The organism is Flavobacterium sp. (assembly GCF_017985075.1).
Lineage (GTDB): Bacteria > Bacteroidota > Bacteroidia > Flavobacteriales > Flavobacteriaceae > Flavobacterium.
Window position 1 is genome coordinate 1 of sequence record NZ_JAGNYF010000041.1, and the last position, 15,457, is coordinate 15,457.

General features: G+C 28.3%; 14 protein-coding genes and 1 pseudogene. 1 reads left to right on the top strand and 14 read right to left on the bottom strand.

From position 1 onward, the window contains the following. Together KA468_RS08150 and gmd are read right to left on the bottom strand one after the other, a co-directional pair. A partial coding sequence (locus tag KA468_RS08150; protein WP_291242452.1) for a GDP-L-fucose synthase occupies positions 1-859 on the bottom strand: 859 nt, incomplete at its 3' end. 18 nt (positions 860-877) lie between these two features. Beyond that, on the bottom strand, positions 878-1,978 hold the full coding sequence (gene gmd, locus KA468_RS08155; protein ID WP_291242453.1) for a GDP-mannose 4,6-dehydratase: 1,101 nt from the start codon (positions 1,976-1,978) through the stop codon (positions 878-880). Positions 1,979-2,093: 115 nt separating this feature from the next. Here gmd and KA468_RS08160 point away from each other — a divergent pair, with 115 nt between their 5' ends. Then, positions 2,094-3,131 (top strand): glycosyltransferase, encoded by a 1,038-nt coding sequence (locus tag KA468_RS08160; protein ID WP_291242454.1) that lies wholly within the window; start codon positions 2,094-2,096, stop codon positions 3,129-3,131. Here KA468_RS08160 and KA468_RS08165 read toward each other — a convergent pair. From KA468_RS08165 to wecB, 12 genes and pseudogenes are all read right to left on the bottom strand, one after another. Continuing rightward, positions 3,122-3,367: pseudogene (locus tag KA468_RS08165) on the bottom strand (dTDP-4-dehydrorhamnose 3,5-epimerase family protein). The gene KA468_RS08160 and the pseudogene KA468_RS08165 sit on opposite strands and share 10 nt — an antisense overlap. Positions 3,368-3,519: 152 nt before the next feature. After that, a complete protein-coding gene (locus KA468_RS08170; protein WP_291242455.1) occupies positions 3,520-4,332 on the bottom strand; it encodes a glycosyltransferase in 813 nt (270 codons plus the stop codon). Positions 4,333-4,334: 2 nt separating this feature from the next. Next, positions 4,335-5,459, bottom strand: coding sequence for a glycosyltransferase family 4 protein (locus KA468_RS08175; protein WP_291242456.1), 1,125 nt, complete (start codon positions 5,457-5,459; stop codon positions 4,335-4,337). A 43-nt stretch (positions 5,460-5,502) separates the two neighbouring features. Beyond that, positions 5,503-6,444: a glycosyltransferase family 2 protein gene (locus tag KA468_RS08180; protein ID WP_291242457.1), complete on the bottom strand. Its 942-nt coding sequence runs from the start codon at positions 6,442-6,444 to the stop codon at positions 5,503-5,505. Positions 6,445-6,480: 36 nt separating this feature from the next. Beyond that, positions 6,481-7,752 (bottom strand): EpsG family protein, encoded by a 1,272-nt coding sequence (locus KA468_RS08185; protein WP_291242458.1) that lies wholly within the window; start codon positions 7,750-7,752, stop codon positions 6,481-6,483. A 3-nt stretch (positions 7,753-7,755) separates the two neighbouring features. After that, on the bottom strand, positions 7,756-8,859 hold the full coding sequence (locus tag KA468_RS08190; protein ID WP_291242459.1) for a hypothetical protein: 1,104 nt from the start codon (positions 8,857-8,859) through the stop codon (positions 7,756-7,758). 18 nt (positions 8,860-8,877) lie between these two features. Then, positions 8,878-9,891: a TDP-N-acetylfucosamine:lipid II N-acetylfucosaminyltransferase gene (locus KA468_RS08195; protein ID WP_291242460.1), complete on the bottom strand. Its 1,014-nt coding sequence runs from the start codon at positions 9,889-9,891 to the stop codon at positions 8,878-8,880. Beyond that, a complete protein-coding gene (rffA, locus tag KA468_RS08200) occupies positions 9,888-11,024 on the bottom strand; it encodes a dTDP-4-amino-4,6-dideoxygalactose transaminase (RefSeq protein WP_291242461.1) in 1,137 nt (378 codons plus the stop codon). Before rffA ends, KA468_RS08195 begins: the two co-directional genes overlap by 4 nt. After that, on the bottom strand, positions 11,021-11,899 hold the full coding sequence (locus KA468_RS08205) for a formyltransferase family protein (protein ID WP_291242462.1): 879 nt from the start codon (positions 11,897-11,899) through the stop codon (positions 11,021-11,023). Before KA468_RS08205 ends, rffA begins: the two co-directional genes overlap by 4 nt. 4 nt (positions 11,900-11,903) lie before the next feature. Then, entirely contained in the window at positions 11,904-13,340 is a 1,437-nt protein-coding gene (locus tag KA468_RS08210; RefSeq protein WP_291242463.1) for a lipopolysaccharide biosynthesis protein, read from the bottom strand. Positions 13,341-13,363: 23 nt separating this feature from the next. Next, entirely contained in the window at positions 13,364-14,578 is a 1,215-nt protein-coding gene (wecC, locus tag KA468_RS08215) for a UDP-N-acetyl-D-mannosamine dehydrogenase (RefSeq protein ID WP_291242464.1), read from the bottom strand. A gap of 1 nt (position 14,579) precedes the next feature. Beyond that, the coding region (gene wecB / locus KA468_RS08220) for a non-hydrolyzing UDP-N-acetylglucosamine 2-epimerase (RefSeq protein ID WP_291242465.1) at positions 14,580-15,457 on the bottom strand (878 nt) is incomplete at its 5' end.

A 15,457-nucleotide genomic window follows, 5' to 3' on the forward strand; every position in this document is an offset into this window, starting at 1 on the left:
AACCTAGATTGGTTAACTTCGAACTATCCAACAACTTTCGCTCCATGCCATCTGGCATTGTTTGATCTATAATAATCTCACCTTCGTAACCGATAATTTGCTTTATTAACTTTGCTAAATCTAAGATTGAAATATCTTCACCAACTCCAATGTTAATTGCTCCTTCTTCGTTGTAATTATCCATTAAAAACAAACATGCCGCAGCTAAATCATCTGCATGTAAAAATTCACGCAAAGGACTTCCTGTTCCCCAAATAGTCACAGAAGACTCTCCATTCTTTTTTGCAGTAATGAATTTTCGTAATAATGCAGGTAGTACATGAGAATTATTTAAATCATAGTTGTCATTTGGACCGTATAAATTAGTTGGCATGACAGAAATAAAATTGCATCCATATTGTGCACGGTAAGCATCGCACATTTTAATACCGGCTATCTTTGCGATGGCATAAGGTTCATTTGTTGGTTCTAACAAACCAGTCAGCAAATATTCTTCTTTCAATGGTTGTGGTGCCAATTTAGGGTAAATACAAGAGGAACCTAAAAATTGTAGTTTTTTAACCCCATTGAGGTAAGCATGATGGATCACATTGTTTTGAATCATGATGTTTTCATAGATAAAATCTGCACGATACGTATTATTGGCAACAATCCCTCCTACTTTTGCAGCAGCTAAAAACACATAATCGGGTTTTTCGGTAGCGAAAAATTCTGCAACCTCCAACTGATTTCTCAAGTCTAACTCTTTTGATGTTCTAACAATAATGTTAGCATATCCTTGGGATTCCAATGCACGATAAATAGCAGAACCAACCATCCCGCGGTGTCCTGCTATGTATATTTTGGCGTTTTTCAACATACTGTATTCGCCGCTAAATTATACATTTGAGGAAATATTTTCACTAGTCAGTTCCTTATTGAGGAGTTCTAAATCTTTCGCCACCATTTCTTTTACTAAACCTGCTAAATCGTATTTTGGACTCCAACCTAAGAGATTTTTCGATTTTGAGGAATCACCAACTAACAAGTCTACTTCGTTCGGTCTAAAATAAGTTGGGTCAATTACAATTAGCTCTTTACCTAAAAGATTAAATAACAGATCACTTTTAACAGCAGCTATGAAACCTACTTCATTTATACCTATTCCCTTAAATTGAATTTCAATACCAATTTCGTTATAAGCTAATTGTATAAATTGTCTAACGCTAGTTGTTACTCCAGTTGCAATAACAAAATCTTGAGGTTTATCTTGTTGTAACATCAACCACATTGCAGCTACGTAATCTTTTGCATGTCCCCAATCTCTTGAGGCATCTAGATTTCCAATGTACAATTTTTCACTAAAACCTAAAGCAGTTTTAGCAACAGCACGCGTTATTTTACGCGACACAAACGTTTCACCTCTTACGGGGCTTTCGTGATTAAACAAAATTCCATTACACGCAAAAACACCATAAGCTTCTCGGTAATTAACTACTGTCCAATGAGCGAATAACTTAGCGGTAGCATAAGGTGAGCGAGGATAAAATGGAGTCGATTCGGTTTGTGGAGTAGCTTGAACCAAACCATATAATTCAGAGGTTGAAGCTTGATATAATTTTGTTTTTTTTGTCAGGTCTAAAATGCGAATTGCTTCCAGTATTCTCAAAACACCTACTCCGTTAATATCAGCAGTATATTCTGGTAATTCAAAACTAACTTTCACATGGCTCATTGCACCCAAATTATAAATTTCATCTGGTTGCGTTTCTTGAATTATTCTAATTAAACATGTTGAATCAGACAAATCGCCATAATGCATTTTAAAGCGAACGTTATCTTCGTGAGGATCTTTGTACAAGTGATCTACTCTATCCGTATTTAGGGAAGAAGATCTTCTTTTAATACCATGAACAATATAACCTTTTGATAAAAGAAATTCAGCAAGATAAGCTCCATCTTGTCCTGTAACACCTGTAATTAATGCTGTTTTATTCAAAATATTTTTTTATTCAGTATCAAAAGTAACACCATCATCTGGTAAAATAAACAGAAAACAACGTTTTTGTAATTAATTCATAAAAATAAAATTACAATTATAAAATTAACTTGAAATGCAAATAGATTTATTTATATTTAATGCACATTTTGATATGATATTAATTGACGCTTTAAATATTCGAAAAGGTGGTGGAATTGTGCTACTAAATTATCTTATTTCATCACTTGAAAAAGCTGAACTTAATTATCTTGTCCTCATCAATAATGAAAATAACGAATCGTATCGATACAAAACAATTTTCAACGGAAACTATATACTCAGTAGAAATAAATTTTTAAAGAATTGTATAAAGCAATACCAACCGACTACCCTATTTTGTTTTGGTAACTTTGCCCCGAATTTTAAAGTAAAGAATTGTAGGGTCATAACTTATGTGCACAATTCATTGATGACATTAACAAAAAATGATCAAAACCTGAAAAATAAACTGAAGTTTCGAAACATAATAATAATGTGTTATTTTCGATTAACACAAAAAAATGCAGATTTGTTTTTATTTCAAAAAGAGCAAGTTCTCAATGAATTTGGAGGATTTTATGGGATAAATAAACAAAAAATGAAAAAAATTCCGTTTTTTGATTCAGAACAATTATACTTATTTGATACCACTTGTAAAATTGAAGATCAATTCATCTATCCATCCAATTACTCATCACATAAAAATCATGAATTATTAATAAGTATATGGGAAGAATTGGCAAAAGCTAATTATTATCCAACATTAATACTGACTATTAATGCTCCAAAAAAGCTAGAGAACAAAATCGATGAATTATTAAAAAAAGGAGTTCAAATAAAAAATGTGGGGGAAATTCAGCATGATAAAATGCTGAATTTAATCGCTCAATCGACCTTTTGCATTTTTCCCTCTAAAGTTGAGTCTTTTGGATTGGGTTTGATTGAAAGTAGTTTTTTAAATTGCAAAATAATTGTTTCTGAAAAAATTAAAAAAGAGATAATTTATCAAGATGTGAATTATGATATTAACGCAGATTTAATCATTCAACTACTAAATAATAAATTTAACTTAAAAAAAGATATTATAGTAGAAAATAAAATCAATGAATTGATGTCTGAATTTTATAGGTAGGCAAGCATAATAACTCTCTTCAATTTGGTTTGCGCAAAGGGTGGGTTTTGGTAATGCAAGCCTCTCAACGTTCCTTTTTGCGAATACGATTGATTGTCTTATACAAAGGTAATCTGAATGCCTAATGCTTCTAATGTCAATTCATTGTACGCTTCAAAAAAATAACCGCGCTCGTCTGAAAAAACACTTGGTGTTAAAATAAATAGATCAGCGATGGCTGTGTTTTCTAGTGTCATAATATTATTAAAAATCAAAAAACAAATAATGTATATAAAATTAAAGGGGGAGCTTAGCTTGTCATTTTATACATTTATATGTAATAACTATAAATTTTAAAATCAAAATTAATTATATATTTTATTCTTTTGAACTTAATTTCAGAATGCGTTTATCTTAGAACTTTAAAATAAATAAAATTCAACAGTTTTTTTGGAATAATTCTTAATGGAAATCTAACAGATATAAATTTCATAAATTGAATGTATGAAATAAATTTTTCTTGATGTAATGTCTTGAATAATTGAAATTCTTTTAAAGCATATTCTAACCCATGTCGTCTGCCAATCATATCATTTCCGACTCTAAAATACAAAAGTGGTTCTTGGAAATTATAATAATTACCTCCAGATTTCACCAAACGAAACCATAAATAATAATCTTCAAATGATAACATTTGTTTGTACGAATCAACTGCTATGATTTTTGATTTCCTAAAAACAACTGATGGATGATTAAAAGGTGATCTTTTATATAAAAAATATTTTATGTCAGTATCATGTTCAGGAACTCGTTTGATGCTTTTTAAATCTCCAGGTTGATGTTGAAATTCTTCAATATTAGAACCAACAAGAAAACAATTAGGATTTTTAATTAAATAATTTATTTGTAATTCAAAACGATTTGAAGTTGCTATATCATCAGTATCCATTCGTGCTACTAATTCATAAGAACATGCATCCAAACCTATCGCTAAAGCTTTTCCTAATCCAACATTAGTCGATAAAGCAACTACTTTAACTGGAGCTTTTTTAGAAAAATCAATCAAAACGCTATCCAATTCAGGTGTGAGTTCACCATCTTTAACAACAACAATTTCTGTCGGCTGAAGTGTTTGGCCGTCCCATATACTTGCCAATGCTTTTTCAAAAAAAGATGAATTTTCTTTGAAGTAAACGGAAATTAAAACAGAAAAATTTGTCATTATTAATTTATTGTATATAATTTTTGGTATTCAGATGCCATTATTTCAGAATTTATTGTTTCTGAAATAATTTTATAACAACTTTCACTAATAGAATCGAAATCATCTGCAGCAATTTTATCAATTTTATCAGCAAGTTTTTTATAATCATTTACTGGGAATGAATAATCATAATTCAAAATATTAAAAACTAATTCTTTATGTGGATTGATATTTGACAAAATCACTGGTAAACCGCAACCCATTGCTTCCATTACTGACGTAGGCAGTCCTTCAGAATAAGATGAGGAAATATAAAAATTTGATGCTTTTAAATAATCAATTGTTGAAGGTTGATTACCTAAAAACAAAATATTTCTTCTATGTTCAAAACATAAAGATTTACATTCATCCATTAATGGTCCATCACCTATGATTAATAATATTGAATTATTAATTGCATTCGAATTTATAAAAGCTTTTAATACGGTGATTGGATCCTTTCTATAAATTAGTAAACCAATAAAAACATATATGTGATTATCTAAGGGTAACATTAATTTTTTTCTTGATGCCTTTCGCTCGTTTTCATTTGTTTTATAATATATTTTTTTTGGAACACCATTGTAAATTATTTTTAAGCGAATCCCATATCTGTTTTTAATTTCATTTGCAACAAATTCAGAGCAAGCTACAATTTCTTTACCATTTAAAGACTTTACATGAAAATGAGCCATTACTTTTCCAACAAATTTTCCATATAACATGGTGTAATCATCGTATAAATTACTATTAATTGTACTTATTATTTTTAGTGATTCATAATCAAATTTATTCACAAAAAAATCTGGCCTAAATCCAAACAAATGAACAACCTCAATTTTTTCTGAATATATAATGTGTTTTATTCTTTTTCTGGCGACAAAAAAACCTTTTATTCTTGACAAAGAAAAACTTAATACTTTTACATTCAATTCATTAAAATCAACTAATAGGCTTGATGATTGAAGTGGTTCACTTGAAAGTGTTAAAATTATAGGTTCAATTTTTTTTCTATCCAATTCACTAATAAGATTGTATAAAACATTTGTAGGACCTGTTCTTTTTAATGTTGATATTATATACAACACTTTGACTTTATCATTCATATTTAATTGTTAAATTATAAACTATTAAAAAAAAATGTTGATTTCAATTATACTTTTTCAGTATAAATTTTGAAATTAAAATATCTTTAAAAAACAAAATTTGATATGGTGAAATAAATGTTGAAAGCAAATATAAAATGGCAATAAAATATCTTTTTTCACTTCGATTCTTCATGAATTTATAAGTATTTTTAACTGAAAACTGATGTATCTTTTCAATAATAAATGATGATTTAGTTTTTATATCACGTGTTTTTAAATCAAATGAATCAAAACCTTTTATCAACCTTTCTTGATATAGTTCTTTCAAGTAAAAAACAATTTTTCTTTGATATAATCCTTTTGTAGTTTGTGTGTTACCTTCTCTTATTCGAACTGAATAACCATAATAAGGAATATTACAAAATTTATAACCTTTAGCATTTAATCTTAATAAAAAATCATAATCTTCAGATCCACCTAACTCCCTATAACCTTCTAATATATTATAAATTTCTTTTTTACACATCCATATATGCAAAACAGGGGAAACATAATTCAATAGTTTTTTCGTGCAATAAACATTGTTTGCTAAACGAACCTTGTTTAATACTTTTCCATTCTCATCAATCGAAAACACATTACAACCTACTAAAGATACATCTGGATTTTCCAATAAAAAATCTATTTGTTTTTCAAATTTTAAATTTTCAGACAAATCATCTCCATCCATTCTGACTATGTACTCTCCTGAAGCAATAGACAACGCAAAATTAAGAGTCTTCACAATTCCTGAATTTTGATCATTCCGAAACAATTTCAACCTTGGTTCAATAAGAGAAATGTTTTGTAAAATTGAATACGTGTTGTCAGTTGAGCAATCGTCAACAACAATAATTTCTATATTAGTATGTGATTGTAATATAACACTTTCTATAGCATCATAAATATATTTTTCAACATTATATGTTGGTATTAATACAGAAATTAAAATATTATTTGACATTTATAATAAATTTAAGTTAAATGATTTACACAGATTCTATTTGAAATAATCTATTAAAGGTACAGATTCAAAAAATAGATTGGAATTCGCAAAGTTTCCAAACACCAAGGGAAAACCTTGATATTCCATTGCAGTTCTGAAAGAATATACAAAATAGCTAAACATAAATACAATTATTAAAAATTTTAATCTATATTTTATATTACAATAAAACCCATCGAAGTTCATTAACACAAATATAAACAGCAATATAAATGAAAAGGTTAGAAAACGACCTCCAGAAGGAACAATTGAGAAGATATTCGTCCAAATAAAAGTATATAATATAAAATAATATAATTTCGAGTTTATCATTTCACTTCTATTGATTTTTTTTAATTGGATAAAATAATAAACTAAAAACAAAAATGAAATCGATTTTATAGAAAACATAGCAAGCTTAATAAAAAAACTTGTGTTTGAATAATTTTCTTTCACATTAACAATCGTATCATAATTTGTATACGATATTATTCTATTTGCGATAAAATCTGGAAAAAAATGATAGGTGTTGAATAAAAATTCTAATGGTAAATTAGTAATTAAAAGTGAAATTAAATAAATAAAAAAAACAAAACCAATTTTATTTTTTGGCAGTAATAAATAAAACAAAAAGAAAAAAAATGGAATTACAAATGAAAAATGAAAAATGACAGATAACATCATATATAAAAAACCTTTGCTTTTATTTTTGGAAAAATACAAAATAACACCATAAATGTAAACTTCCATACCTGTCCACATTCTAACTCCATTAATATTCCATAATGGATTTATTAACAACACCATTAATATAAGACTTAATGAAAAAAATGTGAACTTATATTTTATTCTGTCTAAGAGGAACCATAATATTTTTGAATAAAACCAACCAAAAAAAAATCCAAAAATTGCAAACAAAACATGATAATTATCCGTAAAACGAGATATTAACCAAGTAACTAATGGTTGATATAAATCTGTTTGACTCGTTTCTATTGTAAACAAACCATCTAAAAAGCTATTAAATGAAATTTGACTGTTATAATAATCTACAAGTACATTTGCGTAGAACTCTGAATCAAATGGAGAATCAAGTAACTTAGAGGACGGAATAATAAAAGTATATCCAAAATAAGTGCAAAAAAACACAAACAAATATCTCGACCAGCTACGCTTATAAAACAGTAACGAAGTAAATAACGCCGAAAAAGGCATTATAAAAGATAAAATTGATAATATTATAAATTCTTTTACTGAATTTATAGAAAATTTTTTCTGAAATACCATAAATTAATTGTAGATGATTTCCAAAAACTGATCAACGACATTGTTAATATTATAGTCATTAATGTTTGAAATCACTAATTCTTTAGAATAATCACCATTTAAAAATTCCGAAAAAATCTCAAGATCTAATTCATTCATTTTTAGTGAAAGTGTAGGTCTATTGGATAAGGAATAATCTATCAATTTACTAGGAACCTGATTTGAAGTTTCATTTTCTATATTCAATAAAAAATCAGCCTTTGACAATTCTTTTAAGATTTCTGACCTTGGTATAAAGTTCTTAATTATCAACTTCCCTTGCAATTTAATTTTATAGTCACTTAAGAGAGAATCATTACTTGTATATATTATAAATCTAAAATCTTTATCTAATTTAGACAAATAATCTAAAAAAGGGCGTGGGTCTCTTTTACCTTTATAAAATACTCCTGCATAAATAAAAGTTGGTATTGTATTTTTTACATACTTCTCTAATTGAATGTTTGAAAAATTAAAACCTTGAGGAATAATTTCAATTTTTTGATGAAACTCTTTGTAATAAGCCTTTCGAGCTACTTCAACAGGAATTGCAATTTTATCAGCTTTTTTACAAAATAATTTTTCTAAAACAGAAAAATAAAAAGGAGGTGGAGCAATTTTGTTACCCATAAATGGATCTCCACAATCTGCAATCCATTTAGATGGAAATAAACCATTTTTTCTATTTCTTGCAAATGCTGCTCCCCAATGAATAGAATAAGGATGAGCTATTGTAATTAATAAATCATGCTTTTCTTTATTATTAATTAAAAAATGTCTAACCCTAAACATTAATTTTATATATGGATATAGCAAAAAATAGTATAATACTTTATCAAACACCCTATATAAAAACTTGTTTTTCTGAAAAAAAGAATGATTTAATATTGAGCTAACATCACCTAAATTTAGAATACTTACATTAGGATATTGTTTTTTATATTCATTAAAATCTAAAGTACTCATACAACATACCACCTGTAATTGATGACCTCTACTATGAATTTCATTAACTAATTCTGTTGCTCTGAAAGATCTTGGATGCTGAAGGGGATATAAATCTTTACATATTAATAAAATAGAACTCATTGAATTTTCGGATTAATATTATAAACTCAAATAAAAATTTATCAAATTTAACTTTGAATAGTGCTCTTCAAGCAGTTTTTTATTTTCTAAAATTTGTCTATTTTTTTTAATGCCATCTTGCTTAATTAATTCATTATCAAAAACTTTAAAACCTCTACGAGTTAAAGATTCGTACGAATTTGTTCCAGAACGCATATATACTATTTTTCCTAAGCTCATAAGGGTTAGTGTAATCCCCATTGCCTGCTGCCTATTATGGTTAAATATTGCAACATCAATACTATTTAAAAATTCTTTATACTCTTCCAAACTCATAAAATTAGTGATTGGCACAAATTGGTCTCCAAATCTGCGATATCCTTCTTCAATAATTTTATTTTTATATGCCTCATGGTCTCCGTATGATAATGGACAATAAATATTATTTATATGTGAAACGTTATCTTCAATCATATCAAATATTGAAATGTGTTCATTAGTTGGATCCGTTGAATTACCTACCAAAACATTAATTTTTTCAATTGTTGAGATATCTTTGTTTGTAAACAAATTAAGTTCTACTGTATTGCTTAAATACATTGAAGAGTAAACGAATTTAGCATTACTTTTTAATATTCTATTTGTTTCTGTCGAATCTTCATAAACATGTGTAATATGTCCATTTACCATTTTGAGAACATGTTTGGTAATCTTATCAATATTATTATTTGGATTCTTAATAATATTTATTTCATACCCATAGATGACCCATAATGTTTTTCTTAAAAAAAAACGAAAAACGAAAAAAAAATGCATAAGCAGTGCACCATGTAAAACAATTTTTTTTGCTTTAAAGCATAAAAAAAATAACTTGAAAAAATTAAACCAGAGATGTTTTGATAATGGCGACTTTAGGTAAATAATTGAATTTGAGTTTAATTGTTCTAAGGCAGGTAAACTTATGAAAAAATGATCGTGAAACCTCACATCATCCATTATCATTTTTGCTAATGGCTTTGTGAATTTATCAGAATCAATAATGTGTAATATCATTTAATGCTTTTTATTATTTCAACAATATCTTTTACATTATCTATAGACAAATCAAAATACATTGGTAAACGCACTAAGCATGATGTAAAATTATCTGAATTCATAAGCGATCTTCCATCATGTTTACCATTATAATAATCACTTGAGTGTAGAGATATGTAATGAAATACTGCATGGATTCCTTTTTCCTTTAATTGTAATATCAATTCACTGCGATACTGTTCCGATGAACATATTAAATAAAACATATGCCCATTATTTGTGGCAAAGTTTGGAATATATGGCAACATTAATTCTTTTTTATTTAAACTTTGAATACCATTGTAATATGCATTCCAAAGTAATTTACGTTGCGATTGAATTTCTTCTAAATTTTCTATTTGGGCCCATAAAAAAGCAGCGATTATTTCGGAAGGTAAAAAAGAAGATCCCGTATCTACCCATCCATATTTATTAACTTCCCCTCTAAAAAATTCTGCTCTATTCGTGCCTTTTTCCCATATTATTTCAGCTCGATTTATAAAACGAGAATCATTAATTGTCAACATCCCCCCCTCACCAGAAATAATATTCTTTGTTTCATGGAATGAAAAAGCGGCCATATGTCCAATAGAACCCAATGCTTTTTTTACACCATCTTTTCCAGTATAATAACTATCAATAGCCTGTGCAGCATCCTCAATTACTAATAAATTATATTTAGCAGCTAATCCCATAATCTTATCCATATCACAAGCCACTCCCGCATAATGAACTGGAATTATCGCTTTAGTTTTTTCAGTTATCAATGCTTCTAATTTTTCGGCATCAATATTAGGATTGTTATCAGAAGAATCTGCAAATACAATTTTCGCACCTTGTCTCACAAAAGCAATAGCGGTAGATACAAAAGTAAAACTAGGTACAATAACTTCATCTCCTGCTTTTATATTAGCAAGTATGGCACACATTTCAAGCGCATCTGTACAAGATGTGGTTAATAATGCTTTTTTAAAGCCATATTTTTCTACAAAATATTGCTGACATTTTTGTGTATACTTTCCGTTTCCAGATATTTTACCCGAGTTTACAGCATCGTAAATATAATGGGTTTCTTTGCCTGATAAATATGGCTTATTGAAGGGAATGTTCATAGGAATCTTATTCTAAATTTATTTAATGGTAAAATACTTTGATTATTATCAGCATAAACAGCATCTTTGATTATTATTAATCCTTCGCCACAGACTACAATTGGAAATTCGTTTTCAAAAAATAAAATTTTACCTACTGTTCTGTTTTCTATTACTAGGTTTTTATAAAGTTCAATTTCATTTATCCTAACAATATTATTGTTGATTTTTGATTTCGCACCATCATAAGGATAACCTACAGCATCAACAAATCTTTTTATTTCATTAGATGACATATTCCAATCAATAAAATAATCATCTGTATCTCTCCATAAGCTGTATGTTGCTCTACTTTCGTCTTGATCTATTAATTTTAATTTTTTAGCTTTTGAAATATCATCAACTAATTGTTCTATTATTTCAACATATAAATTACCAATCTTCTCAATGGCTTGATTTATTTTTATTGGATATTCTATTTTAATTGTTTTTTGATAAATTATAGCTCCTTTATCAAATTCATTTGTTGCAAAAATTGCACTAACACCAATTTTATTTTCGCCATTAATTAACATACTAACAAGAGGAGAAAAACCTCTATATTTTGGCAAAATAGAATCATGTAAAATAATTAATTTTATTTTACTAGTATCAATAATCCATCTCCAAGAAACTGCTATACCATAATTTGTGTTAATTATATAATTTTCATTATATAATTTATATTCTATATTATAGTCATTACAAATTTTTATAATATCTTGACTGTAATCATTAATTACATTTTTATCAATTCCAATTATTACTTTTTCAATTGATTTATATCGTGATTTTTTTACAAGTGATTGTAGTACAGCAAATCCTTTATAAGTCATTAAAAACAACGTGATTTTCATCTTTTTATTTATTATTTCTTATTACTTTAATTATTTGATTAATAATAAAATTGTATTCAATATGTTTTTTATAACTTCCTAACAATATAAGTACAGATAAGCCAAAAACTAAGTTTAATGTTAATTTTAAATAATTGTTCTGAATAAATATGTTAGTAGTATAGAAAACAAGGGTTAAAAGCAAAATGTTATAGAAACTGTTCTTTAATAATTTTATTAATTCAAACATTGAAAAATCAAATAAATTATCAAATAAATGTGTAATCCAAAGTGCTAATAAAAAAGAAATTATCACGAAACATTGAATCATAGGAATCATTCCATAATAATATCCAACAACAAGAGATAATAATGAACCTGCTATTGAAATTAACTGAAATTTAAAATATATTTTTGAACGACCTGTAACACTTATTGAATTAACTGTAATAGAATTAATTGGAAAAAACAAACCAATTAAACATAGATATTTTAAAATTATTATCGAATCGATCCATTTTACACCTAATAAAACTTTAATTAATGCGTCAGCATTAAAAAAAAGGCTGGTCATTAAAATAGAAATAATATAAAAAGAAAACTGTAAAATATTTTTATAATAATTTACAAATTCAATTTTATTATCCTGTATTTGAGCCAAAGCTGGATAACTTACACCAGTAATAATACTATCTATATTCTGACTCAGTGTGTTTTTAAATAATTCAGCTCTATTATAGTATCCCAAAATTGCAGGTGAAAACATTTTTCCAACACTTAAACTAAAAATATTATTATAAAGCTGAGTAATTAATGAGCTTCCCAACATATAAATACCATACTTAAAATATTTTTTAAATGAATCAATTGAAAAGGCTTTTTTTGGTTTCCATTTTACCACAGAAACAGTAAAAATCAATACTAACAAATCTCTTAATAATGATTTAAATACTAAACTCCAAATACCAAATCCAAAAGCCGCCAAACAAATAGCAATTATTCCTGAAATAATTGTAGCTGAAATTGATATGATTGAGAGCCTTTTAAAATCCATATTCTTTGTTAGAATACTATTTTGAACAAGAATAAAAGCATCTATAAATAATGTAATAGAAAGAACTCGTAAGTACAAACTAATTTCTAAATTATCATAAAAATTTGCTATGATAGGTGCTGAAAAATAAGAAATTATAAATGCTATTGCAGCTACGGATAGATTAAAGTAAAAAACTGTGCTATAGTCGACAGTTGAAACCTCTTTTTCACGTATTAAAGCTTGACTAAAACCACTATTTACAAAAACACTAAGGAATGACACAAAAACAGTTAATATTGCAATTACACCAAAATCACTTGGCAAAAGTAATCTAGCCAAAATAATTCCAAAAGTAAAATCACCAACCATAGCAACTAAGCGACCTAAGCCGTTCCATTTAGCAGATTTTATTAATTTTTCTTTCAAATTAAAGATATTTAATAAAATAATTATGCATTTGTTACACCACAAAAATCTAATATAATTTTTGAATCATCAAAAACTATATTTTTAAATTCATTATGTGCAACTAGATAAACAATAATGTCAGCTTTAACAATAGCTTCTTTAGCAGTTGTAAGTTTGAATACTTTGTGTACTTGTATGTTTGGTTCAACAATAAAACAAGTGTCGTCATGTGAGTCTTGTAAAATACGTTGTGCAATATATTTTGCTGGTGATTCACGTAAATCGTCAATATTGGGTTTAAACGCTAACCCCATAATTGCCACACTAGCCTTTCTACCGTGTTTGAGTTGAAATTCTAGTTTTGCAGTTTTTACTTTTTCGGCACACCAAAACGATTTATAATTATTAATTTCTCTGGCTTTTGCTATAATTTGAGATTCCATAGGATAATCTGCTACAATGAAATAAGGATCAACCGCTATGCAATGCCCGCCTACTCCACAACCCGGTTGTAAAATATTCACACGAGGGTGTTTATTAGCTAAGCGAATTAACTCCCATACATTGATATCGGCTTTATCACATATAAGAGATAGTTCATTTGCGAAAGCAATTTGTACATCACGAGAAGAATTCTCAGTCAACTTACACATTTCTGCTGTTCTAGCATTAGTTGGATGCAGTTCTCCTTTCACAAATTGTTTGTAAAAGTCGATTGCTTTTTGAGTAGCTGCTTCGTTTACTCCACCAATAACTCTGTCGTTATACACCAATTCATGCATTACATTTCCTGGTAATACGCGCTCTGGGCAATAAGCTATGTGTAATTTATCTTGAAGTTCTGGTCGTTCCGCATAAATATATCGCATCATTTTCTCGGTCGTACCAATTGGCGAGGTAGATTCGATGATGTATAAGTCATTTTCTTTAAGTAATGGGATAATAGCTTTGGTTGCAGCTTCTACAAACGAGATATCTGGTTCGTTTTTTGCTTTAAATGGAGTTGGCACCACTATCAAATAAGTATTTGCTTCAATCGGAGTTGTAGCCGCCTTTAGGAAACCTTTTGCAACGGCTGTAGCAACGGCTTGATCCAAACTTGGTTCAACTATATGGATTTTACCTGCATTAATGGTTTCTACCACTTGTGGGTTAATGTCCACACCATGCACATGGATATTATTATTTGCAATTAATGCTGCAGTTGGTAGGCCAATGTACCCCAAACCAATCATTACAACTTTTTGGTTACTCATGTTATTTGTTTAATGAAATTATATGTTCTACTATACGTTGGCATGCTTTTCCGTCTCCGTAAGGATTGTGCAAAGCGCTCATTTTTTGATATCTATCTGAATTTTTAAGTAAATCATTACATTGAGTTACTATCTTTTCTAAATCAGTGCCTACTAAAATTACGGTTCCCGCATCGACAGCCTCTGGTCGTTCGGTGGTATCCCGCATTACTAAAACAGGTTTTCCTAAGCTTGGCGCTTCTTCTTGCACGCCACCTGAATCTGTAATAATTAAGTATGATTGGTTCATTAACCATACAAAAGCTGGGTAAGCTAATGGATCTATTAAATTTATGGATTTGACATCCCCTAAAATTTTATATACGGGTTCTTTAACGTTGGGATTCAAATGCACAGGATAAATAATTTGAACGTCACTATTATTTATTGCTATATCTTTTAAAGCTTCACAAATGTTAATAAATCCTTGTCCATGATTTTCTCTTCGATGTCCTGTTACTAAAATTAACTTTTTTGAAGTATCAACAATATTTTTTAACTTTTCAATTTCGGTATTCTCAATTACATTTACTTTTGAAGAACTTTCTAATAGTGCATCAATAACTGTATTTCCGGTGATGATAATACAATCTTCACTAACATTTTCTAATATTAGGTTATTTTTTGATTGAATTGTAGGGGCAAAATGAAAGTCGGCTATTCGGCCTGTAACTTGCCTGTTAATTTCTTCGGGGAAAGGTGACAATTTGTTATGGGTACGCAAACCTGCTTCTACATGACAAACTTTTGCACCTGCATAAAATGCAGCAATACTTGCAGCCATAGTTGTAGTTGTGTCTCCGTGAACGTATACGTAATCTGGTTGAAATTCTTCTAAAA